At 69.9% G+C, this 24,778-nt stretch carries 25 protein-coding genes; 14 read left to right on the top strand and 11 right to left on the bottom strand.

Going from position 1 to position 24,778, the window contains the following annotated elements; all coding sequences use genetic code 11:
* Positions 1 to 72 precede the first annotated feature (72 nt).
* Genes ACN9MP_RS15540 through ACN9MP_RS15560 form a run of 5 tightly spaced genes read left to right on the top strand, consistent with a single transcriptional unit; the run spans position 73 to position 6,275 of the window.
* Complete coding sequence (locus ACN9MP_RS15540) at positions 73 to 1,608, top strand: sugar ABC transporter ATP-binding protein (RefSeq protein WP_426321630.1); 1,536 nt, start codon at positions 73 to 75, stop codon at positions 1,606 to 1,608.
* Positions 1,605 to 2,654 (top strand): ABC transporter permease, encoded by a 1,050-nt coding sequence (locus ACN9MP_RS15545; RefSeq protein WP_426321632.1) that lies wholly within the window; start codon positions 1,605 to 1,607, stop codon positions 2,652 to 2,654. Before ACN9MP_RS15540 ends, ACN9MP_RS15545 begins: the two co-directional genes overlap by 4 nt.
* On the top strand, positions 2,651 to 3,670 hold the full coding sequence (locus tag ACN9MP_RS15550; protein WP_426321634.1) for an ABC transporter permease subunit: 1,020 nt from the start codon (positions 2,651 to 2,653) through the stop codon (positions 3,668 to 3,670). The genes ACN9MP_RS15545 and ACN9MP_RS15550 overlap by 4 nt, the downstream gene beginning before the upstream one ends.
* Positions 3,671 to 3,730: 60 nt before the next feature.
* On the top strand, positions 3,731 to 5,248 hold the full coding sequence (locus ACN9MP_RS15555; protein ID WP_426321636.1) for a sugar ABC transporter ATP-binding protein: 1,518 nt from the start codon (positions 3,731 to 3,733) through the stop codon (positions 5,246 to 5,248).
* A complete protein-coding gene (locus ACN9MP_RS15560; RefSeq protein WP_426321638.1) occupies positions 5,241 to 6,275 on the top strand; it encodes a LacI family DNA-binding transcriptional regulator in 1,035 nt (344 codons plus the stop codon). The genes ACN9MP_RS15555 and ACN9MP_RS15560 overlap by 8 nt, the downstream gene beginning before the upstream one ends.
* Positions 6,276 to 6,288: 13 nt before the next feature.
* Here ACN9MP_RS15560 and ACN9MP_RS15565 read toward each other — a convergent pair whose 3' ends face one another.
* On the bottom strand, positions 6,289 to 6,639 hold the full coding sequence (locus tag ACN9MP_RS15565) for a hypothetical protein (protein WP_426321640.1): 351 nt from the start codon (positions 6,637 to 6,639) through the stop codon (positions 6,289 to 6,291).
* A 201-nt stretch (positions 6,640 to 6,840) separates the two neighbouring features.
* Here ACN9MP_RS15565 and ACN9MP_RS15570 point away from each other — a divergent pair, with 201 nt between their 5' ends.
* Together ACN9MP_RS15570 and ACN9MP_RS15575 are read left to right on the top strand one after the other, a co-directional pair.
* Entirely contained in the window at positions 6,841 to 7,692 is an 852-nt protein-coding gene (locus ACN9MP_RS15570) for an NAD-dependent epimerase/dehydratase family protein (RefSeq protein ID WP_426321642.1), read from the top strand.
* Positions 7,689 to 8,297 (top strand): DUF1992 domain-containing protein, encoded by a 609-nt coding sequence (locus tag ACN9MP_RS15575; protein WP_426321644.1) that lies wholly within the window; start codon positions 7,689 to 7,691, stop codon positions 8,295 to 8,297. Before ACN9MP_RS15570 ends, ACN9MP_RS15575 begins: the two co-directional genes overlap by 4 nt.
* Before the next feature lie 38 nt (positions 8,298 to 8,335).
* Here ACN9MP_RS15575 and ACN9MP_RS15580 read toward each other — a convergent pair whose 3' ends face one another.
* Complete coding sequence (locus ACN9MP_RS15580) at positions 8,336 to 8,626, bottom strand: DUF4287 domain-containing protein (RefSeq protein ID WP_426321646.1); 291 nt, start codon at positions 8,624 to 8,626, stop codon at positions 8,336 to 8,338.
* A 199-nt stretch (positions 8,627 to 8,825) separates the two neighbouring features.
* Between ACN9MP_RS15580 and ACN9MP_RS15585 the strand changes: the two genes are divergently transcribed.
* Positions 8,826 to 10,088: an MFS transporter gene (locus ACN9MP_RS15585; RefSeq protein ID WP_426326075.1), complete on the top strand. Its 1,263-nt coding sequence runs from the start codon at positions 8,826 to 8,828 to the stop codon at positions 10,086 to 10,088.
* 404 nt (positions 10,089 to 10,492) lie between these two features.
* Here the strand turns inward: ACN9MP_RS15585 and ACN9MP_RS15590 are convergent, their stop codons facing one another.
* Entirely contained in the window at positions 10,493 to 11,518 is a 1,026-nt protein-coding gene (locus ACN9MP_RS15590; RefSeq protein ID WP_426321648.1) for a potassium channel family protein, read from the bottom strand.
* A gap of 168 nt (positions 11,519 to 11,686) precedes the next feature.
* On the opposite strand from ACN9MP_RS15590, the gene ACN9MP_RS15595 reads away from it, so the two are divergent.
* A complete protein-coding gene (locus tag ACN9MP_RS15595; RefSeq protein ID WP_426321650.1) occupies positions 11,687 to 12,061 on the top strand; it encodes a PadR family transcriptional regulator in 375 nt (124 codons plus the stop codon).
* 1 nt (position 12,062) lies between these two features.
* Positions 12,063 to 13,439 (top strand): hypothetical protein, encoded by a 1,377-nt coding sequence (locus ACN9MP_RS15600; RefSeq protein WP_426321652.1) that lies wholly within the window; start codon positions 12,063 to 12,065, stop codon positions 13,437 to 13,439.
* A gap of 54 nt (positions 13,440 to 13,493) precedes the next feature.
* On the opposite strand, the gene ACN9MP_RS15605 is transcribed toward ACN9MP_RS15600, so the two are convergent.
* A complete protein-coding gene (locus ACN9MP_RS15605; RefSeq protein WP_426321654.1) occupies positions 13,494 to 13,847 on the bottom strand; it encodes a sugar ABC transporter ATPase in 354 nt (117 codons plus the stop codon).
* 222 nt (positions 13,848 to 14,069) lie between these two features.
* Between ACN9MP_RS15605 and ACN9MP_RS15610 the strand changes: the two genes are divergently transcribed.
* Positions 14,070 to 15,125, top strand: coding sequence for a DNA polymerase IV (locus ACN9MP_RS15610; protein ID WP_426326077.1), 1,056 nt, complete (start codon positions 14,070 to 14,072; stop codon positions 15,123 to 15,125).
* 134 nt (positions 15,126 to 15,259) lie between these two features.
* On the opposite strand, the gene ACN9MP_RS15615 is transcribed toward ACN9MP_RS15610, so the two are convergent.
* From ACN9MP_RS15615 to ACN9MP_RS15635, 5 genes are all read right to left on the bottom strand, one after another.
* Positions 15,260 to 16,912 (bottom strand): FAD-dependent oxidoreductase, encoded by a 1,653-nt coding sequence (locus tag ACN9MP_RS15615; RefSeq protein ID WP_426321656.1) that lies wholly within the window; start codon positions 16,910 to 16,912, stop codon positions 15,260 to 15,262.
* 25 nt (positions 16,913 to 16,937) lie between these two features.
* Positions 16,938 to 17,282 carry a UBP-type zinc finger domain-containing protein gene (locus ACN9MP_RS15620; RefSeq protein ID WP_426321658.1) on the bottom strand — a complete coding sequence of 115 codons (345 nt, stop codon included), beginning with the start codon at positions 17,280 to 17,282 and terminating at the stop codon, positions 16,938 to 16,940.
* 99 nt (positions 17,283 to 17,381) lie between these two features.
* Complete coding sequence (locus ACN9MP_RS15625) at positions 17,382 to 18,254, bottom strand: DUF6999 family protein (protein ID WP_426321660.1); 873 nt, start codon at positions 18,252 to 18,254, stop codon at positions 17,382 to 17,384.
* Position 18,255: 1 nt separating this feature from the next.
* Positions 18,256 to 18,987, bottom strand: coding sequence for an iron-containing redox enzyme family protein (locus ACN9MP_RS15630; RefSeq protein WP_426321662.1), 732 nt, complete (start codon positions 18,985 to 18,987; stop codon positions 18,256 to 18,258).
* Positions 18,984 to 20,126 carry a 3-oxoacyl-[acyl-carrier-protein] synthase III C-terminal domain-containing protein gene (locus ACN9MP_RS15635; RefSeq protein ID WP_426321664.1) on the bottom strand — a complete coding sequence of 381 codons (1,143 nt, stop codon included), beginning with the start codon at positions 20,124 to 20,126 and terminating at the stop codon, positions 18,984 to 18,986. Before ACN9MP_RS15635 ends, ACN9MP_RS15630 begins: the two co-directional genes overlap by 4 nt.
* Before the next feature lie 4 nt (positions 20,127 to 20,130).
* Here ACN9MP_RS15635 and ACN9MP_RS15640 point away from each other — a divergent pair, with 4 nt between their 5' ends.
* The 3 genes from ACN9MP_RS15640 to ACN9MP_RS15650 all read left to right on the top strand — a co-directional run bounded on the left by ACN9MP_RS15640 (position 20,131) and on the right by ACN9MP_RS15650 (position 21,302).
* Entirely contained in the window at positions 20,131 to 20,376 is a 246-nt protein-coding gene (locus ACN9MP_RS15640) for a hypothetical protein (RefSeq protein WP_426321666.1), read from the top strand.
* A 14-nt stretch (positions 20,377 to 20,390) separates the two neighbouring features.
* A complete protein-coding gene (locus ACN9MP_RS15645) occupies positions 20,391 to 20,774 on the top strand; it encodes a DUF5956 family protein (protein ID WP_426321668.1) in 384 nt (127 codons plus the stop codon).
* 81 nt (positions 20,775 to 20,855) lie between these two features.
* Entirely contained in the window at positions 20,856 to 21,302 is a 447-nt protein-coding gene (locus tag ACN9MP_RS15650; protein WP_426321670.1) for a pyridoxamine 5'-phosphate oxidase family protein, read from the top strand.
* A 156-nt stretch (positions 21,303 to 21,458) separates the two neighbouring features.
* Here ACN9MP_RS15650 and ppsA read toward each other — a convergent pair whose 3' ends face one another.
* Together ppsA and ACN9MP_RS15660 are read right to left on the bottom strand one after the other, a co-directional pair.
* Positions 21,459 to 23,852 (bottom strand): phosphoenolpyruvate synthase, encoded by a 2,394-nt coding sequence (gene ppsA, locus ACN9MP_RS15655; protein ID WP_426321671.1) that lies wholly within the window; start codon positions 23,850 to 23,852, stop codon positions 21,459 to 21,461.
* Positions 23,853 to 23,901: 49 nt separating this feature from the next.
* Positions 23,902 to 24,720, bottom strand: coding sequence for a pyruvate, water dikinase regulatory protein (locus ACN9MP_RS15660; RefSeq protein ID WP_426326079.1), 819 nt, complete (start codon positions 24,718 to 24,720; stop codon positions 23,902 to 23,904).
* Positions 24,721 to 24,778: the final 58 nt, after the last annotated feature.

Genomic DNA, 24,778 nt, shown 5'->3' on the forward strand with positions numbered 1-24,778 from the left:
CCGGCGGGGGACCTCACGGTCTCCCGCCGGCGGCGCCGACGAATGAAGCCCGGAAAGGCAAGCTGAGCCACCATGCCCGCGGACACCGCAGTCCCACCGGTCGTCGAGATGACCGGCATCACCATCCGCTTCCCCGGCGTGCTGGCGCTGGACGGAATCGACTTCGCCCTCCGCCCGGGCGAGGTCCACTCGCTCATGGGTGAGAACGGCGCCGGCAAATCGACCCTCATCAAGGCGCTCACCGGCGTGTACCCCGTCGACGCCGGTCAGATCGTGGTGAACGGCCGCGAGCGCCGGTTCACGGGCACCGCCGACGCGCAGGCCGCGGGCATCTCGACGGTGTACCAGGAGGTCAACCTCTGCGGCAACCTCTCGGTCGGCGAGAACGTCATGCTCGGCCACGAGCCCCGCACCGCGACGGGCATCGATTGGAGGGAGGTCCACGCTCTGGCCGCCGCGCACCTGCGGAGCCTGGGGCTCGTCATCGACACCCGGTCCATGCTCTCCAGCCATTCCATCGCCATCCAGCAGCTCATCGCCATCGGTCGCGCGATGGTGCTCGACGCGAAGGTCCTCATCCTCGACGAGCCGACCTCGAGCCTCGATCGGGGCGAGGTGGACCAGCTCTTCGGAGTCATGCGCGACCTGCGCGACAAGGGCGTCGCCATCCTCTTCGTCAGTCACTTCCTCGACCAGATCTACGAGATCTCCGACCGCATCACGGTTCTCCGCAACGGCCGGCTCGTCGGCGAATACCCGGTGAGCGAGCTCCCGCGCGGCGAACTCGTCACGAAGATGATCGGCCGCGAGCTCGACGAACTGACCGCCCTCGGTTCGGTCGCCGACCGGTCCGTCGACCGCAGCGGCGTACCGGTCCTGCGAGCGATTGGTGTCGGCAGGCGCGGCATGCTCGAGCCCGTCGACCTGCAGGTCTACGGCGGCGAGGTCGTCGGCGTCGCCGGACTGCTCGGCTCCGGCCGGACCGAGCTCGTCCGCCTGCTCTACGGCGCCGATCGCGCCGAGGCCGGCGACATCGAGGTGGGCGGCCGACCGGCCAGGCACTCCTCCCCACGCCGGGCGATCGAGAACCGGATCGCATTCTCGTCCGAGAACCGCAGGGCGGAGGGCATCGTCGCCGACCTGACCGTGGCCGAGAACATCGTGCTCGGCATCCAGGCCCGCCGTGGCGCGATGCGCAGGATTCCCCGAGCGGAGGCGGACGCCATCGTCGCGGAATACATCACCGCGCTCGACGTGCGTCCCGCCGATCCCACGATGCTGGCCGGAAACCTGTCGGGCGGCAACCAGCAGAAGGTGCTGCTCGCCCGCTGGCTCGCGACCGCTCCCCGCCTGATCGTGCTCGACGAGCCGACCCGCGGCATCGACGTCGGTGCGAAAGCCGACATCCAGCGCAAGGTCGCCGAACTCAGCGCCGAGGGCCTGTCCGTCATCTTCATCTCATCCGAGCTCGAAGAGGTCCTGCGGATCGCGCAGCGGATCGTGGTGATGCGCGACCGTCGCAAGATCGGCGAGCTGGACTCGAGCGACGTCGACCTCGACGGTCTCATCGAGTACATCGCCAACCAGACCGAGGAGAGTGCGGCATGAAAGCGCTCATGAAGCACCGGCTGTTCTGGCCGGTCGTCGCCCTGCTGGCGCTGATCGTGATCAACACCGTCGCCCGGCCCCAGTTCATCGTCGTGACGCTGCGCAACGGCGAGCTGTACGGGGCCCTCATCGACATCCTCCGCAACAGCGCCCCGCTCATGCTCGTCGCGCTCGGCATGACGATCGTGATCGCGACCCGCGGAATCGATCTCTCGGTCGGCGCCGTCATGGCGGTCTCGGGCGCCGTCGCGCTCACGATCATCGACGGCTCGCCCGATCCCGGAAATCTGGGCACGGTGACGGTCGCGTTGCTGGTCGCCCTCGCGGTGTCTCTGGTGCTCGGCGCCTGGAACGGGTTCCTCGTGGCCGTCGTCGGCATCCAGCCGATCATCGCGACCCTGGTGCTCATGCTCGCCGGGCGCGGGGTGGCCCTGCTGATCACCGAGGGGTTCATCACGACCGTGAACAGCGAGCCGTATGAGTTCATCGCCACCGGGTATCTGATCGCGCTGCCCTTCGCCCTCCTCATCTGGGTGGCCGCGGCGGTGGTGATCGCCCTGATAGAACGGCGCACCGCGCTCGGCATGCTGACCGAGGCGGTCGGCATCAACCCCGAGGCGAGCCGCCTCGCGGGAGTACGGGCCCGCGGCATCGTGTTCGGCGCATACGCCGCGAGCGGATTGCTCGCCGGCATGGCCGGCATCATCTACAGCTCGAACATCCGCGCCGCGGATGCGAACGCGGCGGGCCTCTTCATCGAGCTCTACGCGATCCTCGCCGTCGTCCTCGGCGGCACCTCCCTCATGGGAGGGAAGTTCACGATCGCGGGGACCGTCATCGGCGTGCTCACGATTCAGACCCTGGAGGCGACGATCCTGTTCCTCGGTGTGCCCTCTGCACAGAGTCCGGTGTTCTTCGCGATCGTCGTCATCGTGGTCGTGCTCGTCCAGTCGCCCCGACTGCACCGCTGGGCACGCAACGCGGTCGGCGCGGCGCGAGCCCGCAGCCGATCCGGCGCCGACGCCCGGACGGGGGTGGCGTCGTGACCAAGAGCCTCGAAGCGACCGGCCTCCGCACGGCGCCGGTCTCCCGCTACGCGACCTTCATGAGCAGGCATGCATCGCTGATGCCCACCTTCGCCGCGCTCGCGATCCTCATCGTGCTGCTCATCGGCGCGCAGGCGCGGTTCCCCAGGTTCTTGAGTCCGGGCAACATCTCCGCTCTGCTCCTGGACAACGCGTACCTCGTCGTGCTCGCCGTCGGACTGACATTCGTCATCCTCACGGGCGGGATAGACCTGTCCGTCGGATCGGTCATGGCGTTCACCGGCATCCTGGGCGCGAGCCTGCTCTCGCAGGGCGTCCCCGCCGCCGTCGCCGTCCCGGTCATGCTGGTCGCCGGCGCACTGATCGGCCTGCTGGTCGGCATCCTCGTCCAGTACTTCGACGTCCAGCCGTTCATCGCCTCCCTCGCGGGCCTGTTCCTCGCCCGGGGTCTCGCGTTCGTCGTGAGCCTGTCGTCGATCAGGGTCGAGGACCCGGCCGTGCTGTGGCTCCAGCGCACGCGCTTCAGCCTCGGGGGCTGGTACATCACACCCACCGGGATCATCGCGCTCCTCGTCGTGGCGGTCGCATTCGTCGCGCTCCTGTGGTCGCGGTTCGGCCGCACGGTGTACGCGATCGGCGGAAACGAGCAGTCCGCCCGGCTGATGGGGCTGGGCGTCGCGCGCACGAAGATCTCGGTATACGTCATCAGTGGCCTGTGCGGCGGGCTGGCCGGTCTGTTGCTCACCGCCTACTCCGGCGCCGGCTACCCGCGCAACGGGATCGGCACCGAGCTCGACGCGATCGCGGCGGTGGTGATCGGCGGCACGCTGCTCACGGGCGGCACCGGCTACGTGCTGGGCTCGCTCATCGGCGTGCTGGTCTACGCGACGATCAAGAAGCTGATCTCCTTCATGGGCGCAGAACAGGCCTGGACCCAGATCATCATCGGAGCGCTGCTGCTGCTCTTCATCGTCGTGCAGCGCGTGATCGTCGCACGTTCGCAGCGTCGAAGATAGGACGGCGACACCACGTCTGCGCGCAGCGGCCGCACCTCACTCCGCCGGGATAATGGCCTGATGGACGAGGCGCGGCCGCTGCTGCAGCTCTCCGGGGCGACGGTGCGCTTCGGGGCTGATGCCGCGATCGACGGTGTCGACTTCCGCCTGTTCCCCGGCGAGGTGCACTCGCTCATGGGCGAGAACGGCGCGGGCAAGTCGACGCTCATCAAGGCGATCACCGGGGCACTCCCCCTGGACTCGGGGGTTCTCACCCTCGCCGGGGAGGTCGTCCGCTTCACCTCGCCGCACGATGCCCAGGCGGCGGGAATCAACACGGTGTACCAGGAGATCGACCTTCTGCCGAACGTGTCCGTCGCCGAGAACATCGCACTGGGCCGCGAACCGCGGCGCGGGGGCATGATCGACTGGCGCCGGATGCGCCGCGAAGCGCGTGAGGTGCTCAGCGACCTCGGACTCGACATCGACCCCGGCTCACGGCTGGGCACGCATTCGCTGGCGGTGCAGCAGCTGGTGGCCATCGCCCGCGCGATCTCCACCGACGTGCGCGTGCTCGTGCTCGACGAGCCGACGTCGAGTCTCGACCTCGACGAGGTCGCGGAGCTCTTCCGGGTCATCCGCGAGCTCAAGCAGCGCGGCGTGGCGATCCTGTTCGTATCGCACTTCCTCGACCAGGTCTACGAGATCTGCGATCGCGTGACAGTGCTGCGCGACGGCAGGTTCATCGGCGAATACCTCACCCGCGAACTGCTGCGCATCGATCTGGTGCAGGCCATGCTCGGCCGTACGGCGACGGCCCTCACCGCGACGCCGAGGGCGGACGACGCTTCCGAGACGCCGCGTCCGGCGCTCATCGCGCGCGGGGTCACCGCGGGATCCGGCATCCGTGATGCGGATCTCGATCTCAACGAGAGCGAGGTCCTCGGGGTGGCCGGGCTCCTCGGCTCCGGACGCACCGAACTCGCACGCGCGCTCACCGGAATCGATCGGATCGACAGCGGCGTCATCCGGATCGAAGGTCTCGATGCGAAGCGATCCGGTCCACGCGCGGCGATCTCGGTGGGGGTCGTGTACTCGTCCGAGAACCGCCGCACCGAAGGGATCATCAGCGACCTGAGCGTGCTCGAGAACATCACTCTCGCGCTCCAGGCCGACAGGGGCATGCTGAGGCGCATCCCGCCTGCCCGACAGCGCGAGCTCGCCGCGAGCTGGGTGGAGGCTCTCGACATCCGCCCGCCCGATCTCGATCGCCCCGCCGGCACGCTCTCGGGCGGGAATCAGCAGAAGGTGCTGCTCGCGCGGCTGCTCGCCCTGTCGCCGCGGGTACTGGTGCTGGACGAGCCGACCCGCGGGATCGACGTCGGCGCGAAGGTCGAGATCCAGAACCTGGTGAGCGAGATGGCCGCGAACGGCCTGTCGGTCATGTTCATCTCGGCCGAGCTCGAGGAGGTGCTGCGCGTCGGGCATCGCGTGGCCATCCTGAGGGACGGCCGCATCGTCGACACGCTCCCCTCCGAGTCCCTGACCGTCGACTCGCTCCTCGCCCTCGTCGCGCGACCGGAAGACCTCGATGAGTGACCCGCGCGTGACGGCCGACGACGGATCGACGCGGGCCGCGAACATCTTCGACGTCGCCCGCCTCGCGGGGGTGTCGCACCAGACGGTCTCGCGTGTCATCAACGACCTGCCGAATGTGCGTCCCGCGACGCGCGCCCGCGTCGAGCAGGCGATCGCGCAGCTGCGCTACAGCCCTTCCCCCGCCGCCCGCGCCCTCGTGACCCGGCGCACGCGCACCATCGGTCTCGTCACGCCGGGCGTACCCGACTACGGCCCCACGTCGATCGCGACGCACTTCAACATCGCGGCGCGCGCGGCGCGCTACAGCGTCGACACCGTGAGCGCCGTCGACCCGGATCCTGCGGCGATCAAGGGGGCCGTCGAAGGGCTGCTGCGTCAGCGGGTGGATGCCGTCGTGCTCATCGTCGTCGACATCGGGGTGCTGGAGGTCGTGCGCGGCCTGGATCTCAGCATCCCTCTCGTCGCGGCGACCGCGACGGCGAGACGGAGCCCGCACATCGTGTCGATCGACCAGTATCGTGGCGCCCGGTCGGCGGTGCGCCACTTGGCCGAACTCGGTCACACGCGGATCCTGCACCTCGCGGGCCCGACACGCGCGCCCGATGCGCTCGAGCGCGTCAGGGGATGGCGTGACGAACTCGGCGAGCGCCGGCTCGAGATCATCGATCCGGTGCACGGCGACTGGTCGGCGGCGAGCGGCCACCGGGTGGGGCTCGAACTCGACATCGAGCCCGGCAGCGCCGTGTTCGCCGGGAACGACCACATGTCGATCGGCCTGCTGTCCGCGCTGCGCGAGCGGGGCCTGCGGGTTCCGGAGGATGTCAGCGTCGTCGGCTTCGACGACGTGCCCGAGGCAGGGTTCCTCTACCCGCCGCTCACCACGGTGCGCCAGGACTTCGGCAGCCTGGGTGAGCTCATCATGCAGAAGGTGCTGATCGCGGTGGAGGAGCCCGACAGCATCACCGAGGACACCCCGCTGCCCACGCACCTCATCGTGCGCGAGTCGACGAGCCCGCCGCGGGCCTGACCGACCCCGGTTTTCAGATGACCCCGTAGATGTAGTTCCGCGCGACGACATAGGCGACTAGTGTGCCTGCCGACGCGACCAAAGGAACCCAGGACAGCGACCGATTCTTCGCATACCCGAGCACCATGGCTCCGATCGTCAGGGCGATCATAGCCAGCGTCGGCACGAAGAAGATGAGTTGAGCAGTTTTCTGCGCCTGATCGGGACACCCGGTGCAGGCGCCGAGACTGAACATGTCGACCGTGAACATCAAAGAGACGACGATCGTCGCGACGACTTGAATCACCGCGACGGCAATCGTTGCGTAGACCGTGCCGGGCCGACGCGCCTGTTCACGCTTCCCAAGGGAATCTCGCTGCGCCATCGTGCACCTCAGAACGCGTTGACCATGTACATGAGCCAACCAGAAGGACGGCCTTCAGCGCCGGAGTGTCGCAGACTCCCCGCCTGTCAATTCCTACAGGTGAGGTAGACGCCGAGCACCGCAATCCGCGGAAACTCCACCCCATGCATCACCCGCTCCCATCCCGCCCCCGCGCCCTTGTGGCGATGGCAGGCTGGAGTCATGCGCATCGCCCTCACCGGCTCGTCCGGAAAGCTCGGAACCGTCGTCGACCGCGAACTGCGTGCGGCAGGCCACGACGTCATCGGACTCGACGTGGTCGGCACCCGCGGGCCCGGCTTCGTCCAGGTCGACCTCACCGACTACGGGCAGGTCGTCGACGCGCTCGCCGCGGTGAACGACCGGCACGACGGGTTCGACGCGGTCGTGCATCTCGGCGCCATCCCGGCCCCCGGCATCCGCTCCGATGTCGCGACGTTCCACAACAACATGACGGCGACGTTCAACGTGTTCTGGGCGGCCGTGAGGCTCGGCATCCGTCGCATCGTCTACGCGTCGAGCGAGACCGTGCTGGGACTGCCGTTCGACGTGCCACCGCCGTACATCCCGGTCGACGAGGAGTACCCGCCGCGGCCCGAGTCGGTCTACTCGCTCGTGAAGACGCTCGAGGAGCGCATGGCGGTCGAGCTGGTGCGGTGGCACCCCGACCTGTCGATCACCGGCCTGCGGTTCTCCAACGTGATGGTGCCGGAGGACTACGAGGCGTTCCCGTCGTACGACGACGACGCGACGGAGCGCAAGTGGAACCTCTGGGGCTACATCGACGCGCGCGACGGCGCACAGGCCGTGCAGCGCGCGCTCGAGGTCGCGCCCACCGGCTTCGAGACGTACATCATCGCCGCCGCCGACACGGTGATGTCGCGGCCGAACGCCGAACTCGTCGCCGAGGTGTTCCCGGGCGTCGAGACGCGCGCGTTCGGCGAGCACGACACACTGCTGTCGATCGACAAGGCCCGCCGCCTGCTCGGCTACGACCCGCAGCACTCGTGGCGGGACCACGTCTCGGGCTCATGACCGATGATCCGCGCCTGGCCGCCGCCCGCTACCGGGCGGCGCACCGCGATGGCGCCGAGGACGGGGACGGCGCGGGCGCCGAGGACGGGAAGACGGATGCTGCCGCCGCGGGCTCGCGAGCCGCGCGCGCGTATTCGGCCGCCGACCGTGCGGCGGTCGTCGAGACGGCGATCCAGCAGGCGATGCGCCGCGGCGAGTTCGACGACCTGCCGGGAGCCGGGAAGCCGATCCCGGGGCTGGGTGAGACGCACGACCCGGACTGGTGGATCCGCCGCAAGATCGAGAGGGAGCAGCTCACCGGGCTGGGTCCTCCGGCGCTCAGGCTGCGGGTCGAGAGCGCGGAGCTCGAGGCGAGGCTCGACGCGCTCGCCCGTGAGGACGAGGTGCGCGAGGCCCTTGAGGACTTCAACCGCCGCGTCATCGAGGCCCGTCGGCAGCTGCTCGGTGGACCGCCCGTCGTGACGCCCACGCGCGATGTCGAGACCGAGGTGGCGGCCTGGCACCGGCGCCGCGAAGCGCGCGCCGCGCAGATCGCGCAGATCGCGCAGGACGAGACGGATGCCGCGTCCTCACGCCGCCGGCCGTGGTGGCGGCGGCCCCGCTGAGGCGAGATCGCAGCCGCCCCAGGCCGCGAGGCTGAGGTTCAGGGATTCGGGTTCGTCGCCTTGCCGTCGAGCCACAGCGTGTTCGTCGGGTCGGAGTGGGTCGTGCCGGTGCCGACGTGCTTGTCGCTGATCTGCGGGCCCTTCGTGATCACGTGGACCATCGCCATGGCGTGACCGCGTCCGAGTCCGTAGTCGGCCGCGAGCCACTCAACGATCGGCGTGGCCTTGGTGGTCTCGTCGAAGCCCTTCTCGTGCGCCTTCTCGAGAAGCTGGCGCGGTGTGAGACCCGTCTTGGTCTCGATCGTGTCGAGATATGCCTGGAACGACATGTCTTCCTCCTTCAGTCTTCGCCGGACGGGATGTCGAGCACTCCGGGAGCATCCTCCCACTCCCGGACAGGCATCGCTCAGGCGGGCCACGGTAAACTGGCCGTGCCCATTTCGATGTGCATCTACCTGTCTGCGGCTCCGGGCTGCGCTCAAGGCGGCACCAAGAGCCGCCGACCCTCGGCGCATGGCCAGGAGCAAGATGCACACGACCCTCGTCGACACGCCCGCTGTCGAGCCCCACACCGCTGCGCGCGCCGCCGTCCGGCGCCCGAGCCTCATCCGCGAGGCGGGCTACGCCTACTTCCCCACCGCGCTCGTCGCGCGGCTGCCGTTCGCCATGATGGTGGTCGGCATCCTCACCCTCGTCGTCTCGGCCCGCGGCTCGCTCGCCCTCGGCGGCGCCACCAGCGCCATGACCGGCCTCGGCACCGCTCTCGTCGGACCGCTGCTGGGCGCGGCGGCCGACCGCTTCGGCCAGCGCCCGGTGCTGCTCGTCGCAGGGGCGGTCAACAGCGCGATGCTCGCGACGATCGCGTGGCTGGCTTTCGCGCCGGTTCCGGATGCTGCGCTCCTCGCCGTCGCGTTCTTCATCGGCGCGACGATGCCCCAGGTCGCGCCGCTCTCGCGCAGCCGGCTCGTGGGCATCATCGGCCGGGCGTATCCGAAAGAGCGCCGGACGCCGGTCGTGAACGGCGCGATGGCGTACGAGTCCGCGGCCGACGAGATCGTCTTCGTGTTCGGGCCGGTCATCGTGGGCCTCCTCGCGACGACGCTCAACCCGGCCGCCCCGGTGGTCGGCGCCGCCGTGCTCGGCCTCGTCTTCGTGAGCGCGTTCGCGCTGCATCCCACCGCCCGCACGGTCACCCCAGCGGCGGGCGGCTCCCTCACCGAGCAGGCGCCGGCTCGAGACCTCTTCCGGCCGCGCGTGCTCGCGCCCGCCCTCGGCGCGCTCGGCATGGGCCTGTTCTTCGGCGCCATGCTGACCTCGCTCACGGCCTTCATGGCCGAGCGCGGCGTGCCCGAGCAGGCGGGGCTCGTGTACGGCGCGATGGGCGTCGGCTCGGCGGCCCTGGCGCTCGGCGCCGCGCTGTTCCCGGCCCGCTTCACGCTGCGCGCACGGTGGCTGACGTTCGCCTCGATCATCGTCGCCGGCGCGGTGGCGCTGCCCTTCGCCGGCGGCGTCGCGCCGATCGCGATCTGCCTCCTGGTGATCGGCGTCGGCATCGGCCCCACTCTCGTCACGCAGTACAGCCTCGCCGCCGCGTTCAGCCCGCGCGGCCGCTCCGCCACCGTGATGACGATGCTCGGCTCGGCCATCGTCGTCGGCCAGTCCGCAGCATCCGCCCTCACCGGGCTCGTCGCCGACGCCGCCGGAGCCGGCACCGTACTGTTCGCTCCCCTGCTCGCCGCCTGCGTCGTGCTCGGCGCCGGCCTCTGGAACGCGGTCGCCTCTCGCGGCTGACGCCGGACACCGCACGGACGCGCCGTCGAAGTGGCACCTGGGGCCGCCTCACCGACACCGAAGCGACAACACCTGCCACCTCGACGCGACGCGCCTGCAGGAAGTGGCACCTGGGGCCGCCTCACCGACACCGAAGCCACAACACCTGCCACCTCGACGCGAACGCGCCTACAGGAAGTGGCACCTGGGGCCACCTCACCGACACCGAAGCGACAACACCTGCCACCTCGACGCGACGCGCCTACAGGAAGTGGCACCTGGGGCCGCCTCACCGACACCGAGGCGACAACACCTGCCACCTCGACGCCAACGCGCCTGCCGGAAGTGGCACCTGGGGCCGCCTCGCACACCACGAACCGGCGATAACCGCCACTTTCGGCAGCGCCGCGCGGCGCTGCCGGGTGCTACAGGGCTGTGCTGGTGAGCAGCTTGCGGATCTCCGCCATCGTCTCCTCCTGCTGGGCGAGGAGCGTGCGCAGTCGCTCGGCGTCGTCATCCCGCGATGCCGGATCCGGGTGTCCCGAGAGGGGGACGTCTTCTGCGAAGATCGGCGCTCCAGGGGCGCTCGCCTCGGCGCCCGCCTTCACCGCTCCGGCGACTGCACCCGCCGCGACGCCCTTGGCGGCGTGGTCGGCGATCGACGGCGGCGCCGCCTCGTCAGCCGCAGCGTCGGCGTCGTCGGCCGGCGCTGAGGTGTCGGCATCCGTCTCCGCGTCGTCGGCGGCCTTGCGCGGCCCCAGGAACAGGTTCGCGAGATAGCCGGTGAACGTGCCGAAGATGCCGACGCCGACGACGATGATCAGCGTGCCGATGAGCCGGCCGGCGTTGGTGACCGGGTACTGATCGCCGTAGCCGACCGTGGAGATGGTGACGACCGTGTACCAGAGCGCGTCGGAGGCCGAGGTGATGTTCGCCCCCTCGGCGTCCTCCTCGACATAGAGGATCGAGATGCTGCCGAACTGCAGCACGAGTATGCCCATGAGCAGCAGCGTCATCAGGGCGCTGTTGGCGCGATCGTGGATGAGCGTGGTCCACACGGTCCGCGGGCCGAGCTCCCGCAGCAGCCGGAACACCCGGAGCAGCCGGAACAGGCGCAGGATCTTGAACTGCGGGAACGGCAGGCTCGCGAGCAGGTCGGCCCAGCCAAAACCCCGGAAGAAGTACTGCATGGCCGAGGGGGCGGTGAAGATGCGGTAGAGGAAGTCCCCGAGGAAGATCGCGCTGAACAGGGCGTTCATCACCGACAGCACGAGCTCCAGCGCCGAGTCCCCCGCCACCAGGTAGACCAGCAGCAGGTTGACGATCGACAGGATCGACAGCGCGCCGATGAAGATCTCGTACGCGGTGTTCTTCAGTTCCGCCCGCGCTGCCGCGCGTGCCTGCGCGCGAGCGCGGGACCGCTCGCGGATCTCGGAGAGGGAACGGGCCATCTCGGCTCCTCGGGCTCTGCCGGATGCGCTCCGGATGAGGCCCCATTGTCCTCGCACCGGCCGCTCGCGTGCGAGGAAGACGCGTCACGGCGCGTCGTTCGCATGCCTTGCGCTTCTAGATGACTTGTACTTCTATGTATCTAGCAGTCCAAGGTACGGAGGTCGGACGTGAAGATCGGCAAAGACCTCGTGGCAGCCGCCGCGACCCCGATGGTGCTCGGCATCCTGGCCGACGGCGAGTCGTACGGCTATGCGATCCTTCAGCGCGTCGGCGAACTCTCGGGCGGCGAGCTCGAGTGGAGCGACGGGATGCTCTACCCGCTCCTGCACCGCCTCGAGAGGCTCGGCCACGTCGAGTCGTCGTGGGGCACCTCCCCGAGCGGCCGGCCCCGCAAGCACTACCGGCTCAGCGCGAGCGGTCGCGCCGCGTTCGCCGAGCAGCGGCGGCAATGGGCCGTCGTGAGCCGGGCGCTGCAGCGCGTCTGGCCGGATCGCGACGGCGGCACCGACTTCGCCGGGGCGCCGGCCCTCGGAGGAGTCTGACGTGACCGACGACCTCGACCCTCTCATCGAAGAGCAGATCGCCGCCTGGCGCGCGTTCGTCTCCCGCCCCGAGGCCATCGACGGACGCGACGTCGATGAGCTCGAAGACCACCTGCGGGGTCAGATCGACCGGCTCGAGGCATCCGGTCTCGACGCCGACGAGGCGTTCCTCGTCGGCGTGAAGCGGCTCGGTCGCCTCGACGATCTCTCCCGCGAGTTCGCGCGCGAGCACTCCGACCGGCTATGGAAGCAGCTGATGCTCCCCAGCGAACCCCTCGCGCGCACCGACCGCGGGCTGATCCTCGCGGTAGGGCTTGCGGTCGGCGCGGCGGTCGCGATCAAGGCACCGGCGCTCTTCGGCATCACCCTGGGTGGGGACGCGGACTTCTATGCCCGTTCCTTCGCCCTCCTCGTGCTGCCGTTCCTCGCCGCGTACTTCCTCGTTCGCCGGCGAGCCTCTCCCCCCACGATCGCCATCGTCGCCACGCCGTTCGTCGCCGGCGCGATCGTGATGACGGTGTACCCGTTCGCGGCCGGTGGCTCCACGCTGCTTCTGGCCGCGACCCACCTCGCGGTCGTGCTGTGGATCGTCACCGGCATCGCGTACGTCGACGGCCGCGTGAGATCGAGCCGGGCCCGGATGGACTTCGTCCGCTTCACGGGCGAATGGGTCGTCTATCTCGCGCTCATCGCGCTCGGCGGCGGCGTGCTGATCGCCCTGACGATGGGAGTCTTCGCGGCGATCGACCTCGACGCGAGCTGGTTCGTCGAGGAGTTCATGGTCCCCTGCGGCATCGCGGGCGCCGTGGTCATCGCGGCCTGGCTGGTCGAGGCGAAGCAGAGCGTCATCGAGAATATCGCGCCGGTGCTGACGAAGCTCTTCACGCCGCTGTTCACCCTGCTGCTGGTCGCGTTCATCGTCGCCGGCTTCCTGCAGGGAAGCCTCGTCGACGGCGGCGCCACCGAGATGTTCGGGCAGCGCGACCTGCTGATCCTCTTCGACGTGGTGCTGGTGGTCGTCGTCGGGCTGCTGCTCTACGCCCTCTCGGCACGCCAGCCGCTGTCGCCGCCGTCGTGGTTCGACCGGCTGCAGCTGCTCATGGTCGTCGCCGCGCTCGTGGTCGACATCCTGGTGCTCGTCGCCATGATCGGCCGCATCGCGGAGTGGGGTGCGAGCCCCAACAAGCTCGCCTCGCTGGGGCTCAACGTCATCCTCTTCGTGAACCTCGCCGGCGCCGCGTGGCTGCAGCTGCGGTTCACCATGCGGCGCGCGCCGTTCGAGCGCCTGGAGCGCTGGCAGACCGGCTTCCTGCCGGTGTACCTGGGCTGGGCTGCGCTCGTCGTCGTGGTCTTCCCCCCGCTGTTCGGCTACGTGTGAGAAGGGGCGGACGCCGCGGACGCGGCATCCGCCCCTTCCCCTGCGGCGCCTGGGTCAGTAGTCCTCGGGTGCGAGGTCTCCCTGGCCCTCCTCGCCGAGCTCGGCGATGGTGGGGTCGAGGTCCTGCGTCTCGGGCTGGAGGAAGTCCGCCGGCATGTCGGAGCGCGGAACCTCCTCGTCGTCGCTGGGGATGTGCGCCGGGTCGTCGCCGGTGGCGGTCGGCCCGTCCTCGTCGAATCCGTCGGAGTCCGCTCCGTCGGAGTCGGGGCCGTTGGTGCGGTCCCACTCCGCCTGGGCGGGGTCCAGTGTGGGGTCGGGCTCGATCGAGGTGTCGCGGTCCCGCAGCGGCTGGACACCCACCTGGCCGTCGGGGGCGGGCGGGATGTCGGAGGGGAGGTTGTCGGACATCGTTCTTCCTTTCGCGATACGGCTGTGGCCACCGTACGGACGTGGTGAGGGCCGGGCACGGGGGTTGACGGGCCCGCACGCGCCGGTTAGCCGCGCTATGGCGAGCACCCGGCCGGTGCGCCGTGTCGTCGGGGCGGCCTAGTCTCGTTCCATGCGCCGGTGGCCAGGGGCGAGTCCGTGAGCGAGTCCGTCGTCGCCCGCGCTCCCGGGGCGCGACCGTGGGTGCTGCACGTCGATCTCGACCAGTTCATCGCCGCCGTCGAGGTGCTGCGGAACCCCGGCCTCGCCGGCAAGCCTCTGATCGTGGGCGGTCGCGGCGACCCGACCGAGCGGGCGGTGGTCTCCACCGCCTCGTACGAGGCGCGGGAGTTCGGAGTGGGATCAGGGATGCCGCTGCGCATCGCCGCCCGTAAGGCGCCGGACGCCGTCATCCTGCCGGTCGACGCCCCCGCCTACCTGGCGGCGTCGGAGGAGGTCATGGCGACGCTGCGCGCGCAGCCGGGAGCCGTGGTGCAGGTGATCGGGTGGGACGAGGCCTTCGTCGGCGTCACGACGGACGATCCCGAGGCCTACGCCCGGCGAACGCAGGAGGCCGTGCTCGGGCGCACCCGGCTGCACTGCAGCATCGGGATCGGCGACACGCTCGTCCGCGCGAAGAACGCGACCGACTTCGGCAAGCCCCGCGGCACGTTCCGGCTCACCGCCGACAACTGGCTCGACGTCATGGGCGACCGGCCCACGATCGCGCTGTGGGGAGTCGGCTCCAGGATCTCGAAGCGCCTCGCGCTGCTCGGCATCGAGACGGTGTCGCAGCTCGCGGTCGCCGACCCGGACGCCCTGACGCGCGAGTTCGGGCCGAAGATGGGCCTGTGGTACCGGCAGCTGGGGCGCGGCGACGGCTCGGCCGTCGTCGACGACACGCCGTGGATCGCCCGCGGCCACAGCAAGGAGACGACGTTCCAGGCCGACATCGTCGACCCGGCCGAGATCGAGCGGGCGGCGCGACAGCTCCTCGACCAGGTGCTCGACGAGGTGGCCGCCGACGACCGCCCCGTCGTGGGCCTGGGCCTGAAGGTGCGCTACGCGCCGTTCCTGACGAAGACCTTCACCAAGAAGATCCCGTCCACGTCCGATCGGGAGGTCGTGATTGCGCGGGCGCTCGAACTCGTCGCGAAGATCGAGCCCGCGCGCCCCATCCGTCTCCTGGGCGTGCGCGCCGAGATGGCGATGCCCGACGACGCCCGCGGCGACCACACGCCCACCCGCGGCGGCTGGTGAGGGTTCGCCGCTGAAGGGGCCGCGCACGCCCGGGCGCAGCATCCGTCCCGCTTCCACAGGTCAACCGGCGCTCTGCAGGACCGGAAACCCCTTCCCGCTCCTGTGGGGGCGCGGTTGACCTGCGCACCGGGCGTTCACCGGAGGTCGGCGAGCGCCCGGTGGACCGATGCCACCGCGCTGGAGCCTTCGCCGACCGCCGCGGCGACGCGCTTCATCGAGCCGCGGCGCACGTCGCCCGCCGCGAAGATGCGGGGCACGGAGGTCTCGAACGGCAGCGGCTCGCGGCCGAGGTTCTGCCACCGCTCCAGCGACTGCACCGACACATCCGTGCCGGTCCGCAGGAACCCGTCGTCGTCGCGGTCGAGGTCGGCGAGCCACGAGGTGGCCGGCTCGGCGCCGATGAAGCAGAACAGGCCCCGGGCGGCGACAGCCCCGATCGAGTCGATCCTCACGCTCTCGAGACTCGCCGAGCCGTCCAGGCCGACGACGCGCGACTCGGTGTGCACTTCGACCCGAGGCTCCTCCAGGAGCCGGTCGACGAGGTACGACGACATGCGGCTTCCCAGGTCGGTCCCCCGCACCACCAGATGTACGGGGCATCCGTTCGCGGCGAGATAGAGCGACGCCTGCCCGGCGGAGTTCGCGCCGCCCACCACGACGACCGGCGACTCGAGCACCTGACGCAGCTCCAGCGGCGTTGCCGCGTAGTAGATGCCCGCCCCCTCGAATTCGCTCCAGCGGTCGAGGTCGAGCGTGCGATACGCGGCGCCGGACGTGACGACCGCAGTACGGGCACGGATGACGCGTCCGTCGGTGAGCGTGATCTCGAGGTGTTCGCCCGCCGGGCGAAGACTCACGGCCTCGCACGGCGCGTAGACGCGCACACCGAACTTGAGCGCCTGGAGCGACGCCTGGCCGATGAGGTCGCCGCCGCTCACGCCGAACGGGAAGCCCAGGAAGTTCTCGATCCTGGAGGTCGCGGCGGCCTGTCCGCCCGGGGCGACGGCGTCGAGCAGCACCGTGCTCAGACCCTCGGATGCCCCATAGATCGCGGCGGCGAGTCCCGCGGGTCCGCCGCCGACGACCACCAGATCGACGACTTCGTCGGCATGCGCTTGATAGCTCAGTCCCAGCCGCTCGGCGACCATGCCCGGTGTCGCCCGCATCATCGGCTCACCCTGGATGAAGGCCACGGGGAGGTCGTCGAGCGTGATCCCGTGCTCGCCGAGCGTGCCGAGGTCACCGGGGCCGAGCTCGATCGCCGTGTGCACGAGGTCGACCCGGTCGGCGAAACGCCGCAGCGCCAGGAAGTCGCGGGAGGAGCGAGGGCCGACGAGCTTGAGGGTCAGGGCTGCGGGTCCGCGCCGGAGGATCTCGCGGCGGGCCCACAGCGCGTGCAGCACGATGTCGCACAGGTCGTCGTCCTCCGCCATGAGCAGGCGCAGCTGCGCCCGGCTCACCCGCAGCATCCGCCCCGCACGCGTGGCGCGCGCCGAGAGGAACGCCCCCTGGCCGTTGAGGAGCCCGAGCTCGCCGACGAAGCTGCGCGGCCCCATCGTGCCGATGCGCGTCTCGCCCACCCAGCCGAAGGCGACCCGCACGAGCTCGATCTCGCCCGTCTCGACGAGGATGAGGTCGTAGTCGCGATCGCCCGCCTGGAAGAGGTACTCGCCGGCGGCGACATCGCTCGGCTCGCCGAAGGCGACCAGGCGGTTCCACTGCTCGTCGGTCAGCGGCGGCTTCATCATCCGCTCGATCTCGTGCTGCTTCAGCGTGGTGCTGCCCATCGGTGCTCCCGTGGCTCAGTGGATGTCAGTGGATCAGCTGCCGCCACTCCGCAGGCACTCGGCCCGCAGGTCCCGGCGAGGGCTGTGTCAAGGGCCGTGAGGCCGGCGGGGCGAGCGGCGGTCCGTCGACGTAGTCGTGCGAGAGGTAGTCCCAGAACCAGTCCTCGCCCGGCTCGAAGCTGCGCACGTAGCGGTGCCCGGTGGAGCGGAAGTGCGCGCTCGCGTGCTGCGCCGGCGACGTGTCGCAGCAGCGCACCTGTCCGCACACGGCGCAGCGCCGCAGGTGCACCCACCACCCGCCGACCTCGTCGCAGTCGGCGCAGCCCTCGCCCGAGGGCGGGGCGGTGGGATCGATCTCGTCCAGGCTCATCGTGCCTCTCGTCGCACGCGTTCCGTCGGTGCGATGCTAACGCCCCTTGGGGCCGGCGCGGCCAGGGGCGCGGGAGTCCGTGTCCGGGCGGTCCCGGCTTCAGTCGAAGTCAGCGGCGGTGTCGCGGGGATAGTCGCCGCCGGCGAGCTTCACGAGGTGGGCGTGCGCGTACTCGCACACGAGCGCGTGGCGGTAGACCATCCGCGGCACGTCGACGTTCGAGTCCATCCAGAGGCTCATGCCCGCGAGCTTCCAGTGGCGGAACGTGTCATCGTCGGTGACGAGCGCGAGGATCTCGAGGAACGAGTCGTCGAACCGGATCGAGTGCACCGCCCGGCGGTACTCCTCGACCGTGAGCGCCATCGAGAACGGGATGTTCATGAAGCAGAGCGCCGTCTGGATGTCGAGCTTCAGCAGCCGGCGATGACGCCGTTCGGCATCGAGCGGCGGGATGTCGAGCTGCCGGAAGTCCAGCTGCTCGGGCGGCGTCAGCGCCACGCCGTCGAGCGCGATGAGCAGGTCGTACACGTTGACGTCGTGCTCGACCACCGCCTGATCCCCCAGGCCCGAGAGGCTCTCGGGGCGCAGCGTGACGGGGTCCATCTCGATGGCGGTGTTGCGGATGATGAAGTTCACGAGGTTCGTCTCGATGACGAAGTGCCGGATGAGCAGCTCCACCGCGTCGGGTGAGACGAAGTTGCGCAGGAACCATACGCAGAGCCAGTCCATCGTGCGAAGCGGCATCCACCGGAACGGTATGACCCGCTTGATGATCGAGATCACCGCGACGAGCACGCGCGAGAAGACACGGGCGATCGGATAGAGCCAGCGGCGCGACATCCGCCGCTGATCGTCGATAATCTGGCGCACGAGGGCGCGGTCGAGCGGCACCGAGGGATCCGCGTACACCGCCTCCCACATGCTGGGGTCGGAGCGCACGAACTCGGGGAGGGAGGGCCGCGATGCCGCCATGTCAGCGATCCAGCTCTTCCAGCTGCAGCGCGTAGAGGCGGGCGACGACCTGCGCGCAGCGGACGATCTCGTCGGCATCGGCGTCGGCGATGATCCCCGAGGTGAGGATCGCCTCCATGTCGCCGGTGTGCTCGGCGTCGGCCTCCTGGTGGTAGCGCAGGAAGTGCACCTGGTTGTCGGCGAGGCCGAGCACCTCCTGGAAGCGCGCCGCCCAGCCGGCGGCCCGCTTCGCGCCGAGTCCCTCGATGATGAACATCGCGCCGAGGAGGCCCACCGGATTCGGCCGGCCGGCGTAATGGAACATGTACCCCGACAGCGCCTCGGAGCCGATGTTCTTGCGGCCCCGCCGCAGCTCGTCGAGCGAGCCGCCGATCGCCACGTAGTCGCGCTCGAGCATGAGGTAGTCGCGGTGCTCCTCCTCGGCGTGGCGGATGGCCGCCGCCCGCAGCTCGAAGTGGGCGATGTCGAAGCTCGAGGCCGCGCGCGAGATCCACGGCGAGCCGTCGACCACCTGCTGGCGGAGGTTGAAGAGCAGGCGCTCGTAGTCGTGCAGGGTCACCGTCCCGTCGGCGAGCCGCCGCAGGATCGGAACCTGGTCGAGGCGCTCCTCGAGCTCGACCCACACGTCGGCCAGCCGCTCGAAGAGGCTGCGGGCGACGGCGGTCGCGGCATCCAGATCCGTGTCCCTCTCCGTCCCGATCTGCGCGGTGACGGTCGTCTCGGCATGCGTCATGTCGGTGCTCCTTGCTGATCCGGTGGGGCGACCACGGTGAGGTGGGCGAAGGCGAACGAGAACCGCCCCGACTCGGGCACGGCCAGCAGCACCGTCTCCCCCGGCGCGAACCGTCCCGTGCGCCACGCCTCTTCGAGTGCGATGAAGATGCTCGCCGACCCGGTGTTGCCGCGGGTCTCGAGGTTCGAGAACCAGCGGTCGGTGTCGAGCGTGGGGATGCGGGCCCGCAGCGCGTCGAAGGCCACGTCGCGGAAGGCGTTGGTGCTGTAGTGGCACACGACATGGTCGAGGTGGCGCACGTCGACGAGGCCGATGTCGACGAGCTCCTCGAACTGCGCGATGCCGGCGCCCGCCAGATCGTCGAGCATCGAGACGTCCTGCCGCAGCAGGAACATGCCGGCCGCCTCGGCGTCGCCGATGCCCCCGTCCTGCCACGTGCTCCCCACGACCGGCTCCGCGCCGGCCATGCCGGCGCGCATGCACACGTCGTGCTCGTGCGCGAGCGACACCTGGCGCACCCAGTCCACCCGCAGCGACGGCCGGCCCGGATGCGGCTGGAACTCCACCACGACGGCCCCCGCGCCGTCGGACAGCATCCAGCGGAGGAAGTGCGAGTCCATGCCGGCGCGGATGCCGTCGTACCGCCGCTGCCGCAGGCTGCGGCTCGCGAGCTCCGACCCCACGACGGCAGCGCGCGGGTGGTCGCCCAGCCGGATCTTGCTGACGGCGGCGTCGAGGGCCGCGAGGCTCGAGGCGCAGACGCCCGACGCCGACAGCAGCTGCATCGGCCCGCCACCCAGGCGGCCGTGCACCATCGACGCGAACCCCGGCACGAGCACATCGCCCATGGTCGTGGCGCACGCCAGCATCCGCAGGTCGCTCGCGGCGATGCCACGGTCGTCGAGCGCCGCCCGGAGGGCCTTGACCGCGAGCTCCTCGTTGAGTTCGGTCGGCTCGCCCTGGTCGTCGAGCGCGTAGTGGCGCTGACGGATGCCGTTGGCCTCGAGTACGCGCCGGCGGATGCGGTCCGTGACGGCATCCGTGCCGCCCAGACGGGCCGCGATGCCGTCGTTGTCGACCGGATCACCCGGAAGGTACCGGCCGAACCCGGTGAGATAGGCGTTCGCCGTCGACCCCATGCTGATGAGACTAGGGCAGGGCGCGATCAGCTGCGGCTACCACTACTTCAACGCCGACCCGACGATCAACACGGTGACCTACCGCTGGGACTCGAACACCGTATTCGGCAATAGGCTGGTCAACGTGGCGGACTACTACGGCTCCTTCCGCACTTCTTTCAAGCCGGCCGGGTACTCGCTGTACACCGCCGGCTACCTCAACGGTGCGGTGTTCACCTGCCCGGCCAACGTTCCGTGTGTCTTCCCATGATCGAGAAGGTTCGGGTGCCTGACGTTGGCTTCCAGCAGCTCATCGCGCGGCTGGTGGCCGAGGTCGACCCGTCGCTGGTAGCGACGGGCCCCAAGCCCGTGCACCGGCGCGGGAGGGAAGAGTGCATCCACCCGGACGGCACGACCAGCGTCCGGTATCGGGAGCTCACCCGCACCGAGCGGCGGGACATCGTCGAGTCCGCCAACGAGTACCTTCGAGCCGCGGGTGTCGCCGAGGTGCCAGGGGGGGAGGATCTGTTCCTCGCCCTGCCGAGGGGCGTCGCCGACATGGGTGAGCTGTGCTCGCTCCTGCTCCAGGACATCGACGAGCGCCCCACCGACCATCCCTCACAGATGGCGACAGCGCTGCGCGAAGCCATCCCGCATCGGTATCGCTGACGCGAACCACCCGGGTTCCGCCGCAGAGGACTATGTTGTGCGCAGAAGGTACCGTGCACGAGTGTCGATGGGGATGGCGTCATGGGCGATGCGAACGATGCGGTCGTGACCTTGAGCGAAGAGCAGTGCTGGAATCTCCTCGCTCGACGCGAGCTGGGGCACCTTGCCCTCGATGTCGACGGCGAACCCGACATCTTCCCCGTCAACTACGTCACCGACGGCGGCCGACTGATGTTCCGGACGGCCCCGGGATCCAAGCTCGCCGAACTCCGCGAGAACCCGCGCGTCGCCTTCGAGGTCGATGAGTACGACGACACCTTCGCTGCGAGCGTGATCGTGAAGGGCGTGGCCGAGCGCCTCGAACTCCAGCGCGAGATCGACGCGGCCGACGCACTCCCCCTGAGCCCCTGGATCCCGACCCTCAAGTACCGCTGGGTGCGCATCGCGCCGACGCAGGTCACGGGTCGATGGTTCGCCCGCACTCCGGAACCGGCCCGCTACCGGGCGTCGACCAAGGACGACGCGTAGAGCGAGGTCGCCCTCGACCGGCCCGACGCGAGCCGCTCTCACTCAGGCGCGGGAAGCGTCGCAACACGCGGAGTCGGCCGGGTCGCCTCCGCGCGTTGCGCCACCTTAGTCGACGCGACAAGACGCCGATGACCGCGCGCGAGCTGCCCGGCGGAGTCAGCTCCCGACGAGCACCGGCCGATCGGCGCCGGCCAGCCTCAGCCAGGTCTCGACCACCGTGTCGGGGTTGAGCGACATGGACTCGATGCCCTGGTCGACGAGCCACTCCGCGAGGTCGGGGTGGTCGCTCGGGCCCTGCCCGCAGATGCCGACGTACTTGCCGGCGCGCAGGCACGCGGCGATCGCCATCGACAGCATCTTCAGCACCGCCGGGTCGCGCTCGTCGAACGTGCCGGCGACCAGGCCGGAGTCGCGGTCGAGTCCCAGCGTCAGCTGCGTCATGTCGTTGGAGCCGATCGAGAAGCCGTCGAAGTGCTCGAGGAACTCGTCGGCGAGCACGGCGTTCGACGGCAGCTCGCACATCATGATCACGCGCAGCCCGTTCTCGCCCCGGCGCAGCCCGTTCTCGGCCAGCAGCGCGATCACCTCTTCGGCCTCCTTCACGGTGCGTACGAACGGCACCATGATCTGCACGTTCGACAGCCCCATCTCGTCGCGGACGAACTTCAGGGCCGCGCACTCCATGTCGAAGCACGCGCGGAAGTCCGGCGAGATGTATCGCGAGGCGCCTCGGTAGCCGAGCATCGGGTTCTCCTCGTGCGGCTCGTACAGCTCCCCGCCGATGAGGTTGGCGTACTCGTTGGACTTGAAGTCGCTCAGGCGCACGATCACCGGCTCGGGGGCGAACGCGGCGGCGATCATCGAGACGCCCTCCGCGACGCGCTGCACGAAGTAGTCGCGCGGCGAGGGGTAGGCGGCGATGCGCTCGTCGATCTCGGCCTTCAGCGGAGCGTCGAGGCGGTCATGCTCGAGCAATGCGCGGGGGTGGATGCCGATCTGCCGGTTGATGATGAACTCCAGGCGCGCCAGCCCGACGCCACGATGCGGCAGTCGCGAGAAGGCGAACGCCTGATCGGGGGTTCCGACGTTGAGCATGATCTTGGCCGGGCTCTCGGGCATGTCGTCGAGCCGCGTGACGACCTCCTCGAACGGCAGCATCCCCGCGTACACGTTCCCGTTGTCGCCCTCGGCGCACGAGACCGTGACCTCCTGGCCGTCACGCAGCACCGTGGTCGCATCGCCGGTTCCGACGACGGCGGGGATGCCGAGCTCCCGCGCGATGATCGCGGCATGGCACGTGCGTCCGCCGCGGTTGGTGACGATGGCCGACGCCCGCTTCATGATCGGCTCCCAGTCCGGATCGGTCATGTCGGCGACCAGCACGTCGCCCGGCCGGAACTGATCCATGTGCGCCAGCGACGTCATCACGCGCACGGGCCCGGCGCCGATGCGCTGACCGATCGCACGACCGGTGGTGATCAGCTCACCGCGCTCGCCCAGCACGAACCGCCGCATCACGTTTCCTTCGGCGCGCGAGACGACGGTCTCCGGTCGCGCCTGCAGGATGTACAGCCGGCCGTCCACACCGTCCTTCGCCCACTCGATGTCCATCGGGCGTCCGTAATGCGCTTCGATGATCAGCGCCTGCCGGCCGAGCTCCTCGACCTCGGCGTCGGTGATGCTGAACCCGGCGCGCTCCTCGGCGGCGACATCCGTGAAGACCGTGCTCGCGCCCACGTCGGTGCTGTCGGCGTAGACCATCTTCACGGCCTTCTCGCCCACCGACCGCTTCAGGATCGCCGGTCGCCGCTCTCGCAGCGCCGGCTTGTACGCGTAGAACTCGTCGGGGTTCACCGCGCCCTGCACGACGGCCTCGCCGAGGCCGTACGAGCTCGTGACGAAGACGGCGTCGTCGAAGCCCGACTCGGTGTCGACAGTGAACATGACGCCCGACGCTCCCACATCGGACCTCACCATCCGCTGCACACCGGCCGACAGCGCCACATCGTGGTGGTCGAACCCGTGGTGCACGCGATAGGCGATCGCCCGGTCGTTGTAGAGCGATGCGAACACGCTGCGGATCGCCGCGAGGATGCTGTCGATCCCGCTGATGTTCAGAAACGTCTCCTGCTGACCGGCGAACGAGGCATCGGGCAGGTCCTCGGCCGTCGCGCTGGAGCGCACCGCCCACGACACGTCGTCCGGGTGCGGGTCGTTCTCCAGCAACTGCGCGTATGCGGAGCGGATCGCCGCCTCCAGGCCCGGCGGCACCGGCTGCTCCTCGATCCACGCGCGCACGCTCGCGCCCACTCGTGTGAGCTCGGTCACATCCGAGACGTCCAGCGACTCGACGGCCGAGCGGATGCGGTCGTACAGCCCGCCGCCGGCGAGGAATTCCCGGTAGGCATCCGCGGTCGTCGCGAATCCCGTCGGCACCGTGACTCCGGCATCCGCCAGATTCGACACCATCTCGCCGAGAGACGCATTCTTTCCGCCGACCTGTTGAACGTCGGCCATGCCGATCTCAGTGAACCAGAGGATGTGGGTCATTGGGGGTCTCCCGATCTGTAGGGCCGGCGGTTTCCGGTGTGGGGCGGGTTCAGGCGCGCAGTCTCATGGACTGCATGATGACCGCGGACATCTCCTCCACCGACTTCGTCGAGGAGTTGAGGAACGGCACGCGGTTGCGGCGATAGAGGTCTTCGGCGCGGCGCAGTTCGAGCGTGCACTGCGCGAGGCTGGCGTACGTGGAATCCGGGCGCCGCTCGTGACGCACCTGGCTGAGGCGCAGTGGCGTCGTCGTCAGGCCGAAGCACTTCTTCGCATAGCGGCCCACCGCGACGGGGAGGCCGTCGGACGGGAAGTCGTCGTCGGTGAGCGGGTAGTTGGCGACCAGCAGCCCGTACTGCAACGCGAGGTACATCGTCGTGGGGGTCTTGCCGCATCGCGACGGCGCGATGATGATGACATCCGCCGCATCCAGCGCGCGCATGCTCTGACCGTCGTCGTGCTCTATCGCGTACTCCACCGCCCGCATGCGCGCGAAGTAGCGCTCGATGTCACCCACCCCGTGGTACTGACCGAGCTGCTCGGATGCCGTCGTGCCGAGTGCCGCTTCGACCTCTCGCAGATGGCCGCCCAGCAGATCGATGACAACGGCCCCCGAGTCCTCGATCTCGGCCAGCACCCGGGGGGACTTCATGGTGGTGAACACGAGCGGCCGGGCGCCCGCCTCGGCCGCCGCCCGCACCTTCGTCACGAGCCGGCGCGCACTGTCCACGCTGTCGACGAAGGGGTACGTGTGTCGCTGAAACCGGGCGCCGGGAAAGTTCGCCAGCAGCGCGCTGCCCAGCGTCTCAGCGGTGATCCCCGTGCTGTCGGACACGAAATAGACGGGGCGCACCTCTCCCCCGCCGATCGGCGTGCTGACGGGAACTGAGCTGACGATGGGGAACTCCTCTTTCTCGACACTCGCG

The sequence above is a fragment of the Microbacterium sp. E-13 genome (genome assembly GCF_049912955.1).
In the GTDB taxonomy this organism is placed as follows: domain Bacteria; phylum Actinomycetota; class Actinomycetes; order Actinomycetales; family Microbacteriaceae; genus Microbacterium.

Excerpts from the sequence above, each read along its gene's own strand:
- ACN9MP_RS15570 (WP_426321642.1), top strand. The coding sequence starts at position 6,841 with ATGCGCATCGCCCTCACCGGCTCGTCCGGAAAGCTCGGAACCGTCGTC.
- ppsA (WP_426321671.1), bottom strand. The coding sequence starts at position 23,852 with ATGACCCACATCCTCTGGTTCACTGAGATCGGCATGGCCGACGTTCAA.
- ACN9MP_RS15575 (WP_426321644.1), top strand. The coding sequence starts at position 7,689 with ATGACCGATGATCCGCGCCTGGCCGCCGCCCGCTACCGGGCGGCGCAC.
- ACN9MP_RS15585 (WP_426326075.1), top strand. The coding sequence starts at position 8,826 with ATGCACACGACCCTCGTCGACACGCCCGCTGTCGAGCCCCACACCGCT.
- ACN9MP_RS15605 (WP_426321654.1), bottom strand. The coding sequence starts at position 13,847 with ATGTCCGACAACCTCCCCTCCGACATCCCGCCCGCCCCCGACGGCCAG.
- ACN9MP_RS15620 (WP_426321658.1), bottom strand. The coding sequence starts at position 17,282 with ATGAGCCTGGACGAGATCGATCCCACCGCCCCGCCCTCGGGCGAGGGC.
- ACN9MP_RS15560 (WP_426321638.1), top strand. The coding sequence starts at position 5,241 with ATGAGTGACCCGCGCGTGACGGCCGACGACGGATCGACGCGGGCCGCG.
- ACN9MP_RS15540 (WP_426321630.1), top strand. The coding sequence starts at position 73 with ATGCCCGCGGACACCGCAGTCCCACCGGTCGTCGAGATGACCGGCATC.
- ACN9MP_RS15650 (WP_426321670.1), top strand. The coding sequence starts at position 20,856 with ATGGGCGATGCGAACGATGCGGTCGTGACCTTGAGCGAAGAGCAGTGC.
- ACN9MP_RS15635 (WP_426321664.1), bottom strand. The coding sequence starts at position 20,126 with ATGGGGTCGACGGCGAACGCCTATCTCACCGGGTTCGGCCGGTACCTT.
- ACN9MP_RS15615 (WP_426321656.1), bottom strand. The coding sequence starts at position 16,912 with ATGGGCAGCACCACGCTGAAGCAGCACGAGATCGAGCGGATGATGAAG.
- ACN9MP_RS15555 (WP_426321636.1), top strand. The coding sequence starts at position 3,731 with ATGGACGAGGCGCGGCCGCTGCTGCAGCTCTCCGGGGCGACGGTGCGC.
- ACN9MP_RS15590 (WP_426321648.1), bottom strand. The coding sequence starts at position 11,518 with ATGGCCCGTTCCCTCTCCGAGATCCGCGAGCGGTCCCGCGCTCGCGCG.
- ACN9MP_RS15580 (WP_426321646.1), bottom strand. The coding sequence starts at position 8,626 with ATGTCGTTCCAGGCATATCTCGACACGATCGAGACCAAGACGGGTCTC.
- ACN9MP_RS15640 (WP_426321666.1), top strand. The coding sequence starts at position 20,131 with ATGAGACTAGGGCAGGGCGCGATCAGCTGCGGCTACCACTACTTCAAC.
- ACN9MP_RS15565 (WP_426321640.1), bottom strand. The coding sequence starts at position 6,639 with ATGGCGCAGCGAGATTCCCTTGGGAAGCGTGAACAGGCGCGTCGGCCC.
- ACN9MP_RS15630 (WP_426321662.1), bottom strand. The coding sequence starts at position 18,987 with ATGACGCATGCCGAGACGACCGTCACCGCGCAGATCGGGACGGAGAGG.
- ACN9MP_RS15545 (WP_426321632.1), top strand. The coding sequence starts at position 1,605 with ATGAAAGCGCTCATGAAGCACCGGCTGTTCTGGCCGGTCGTCGCCCTG.
- ACN9MP_RS15625 (WP_426321660.1), bottom strand. The coding sequence starts at position 18,254 with ATGGCGGCATCGCGGCCCTCCCTCCCCGAGTTCGTGCGCTCCGACCCC.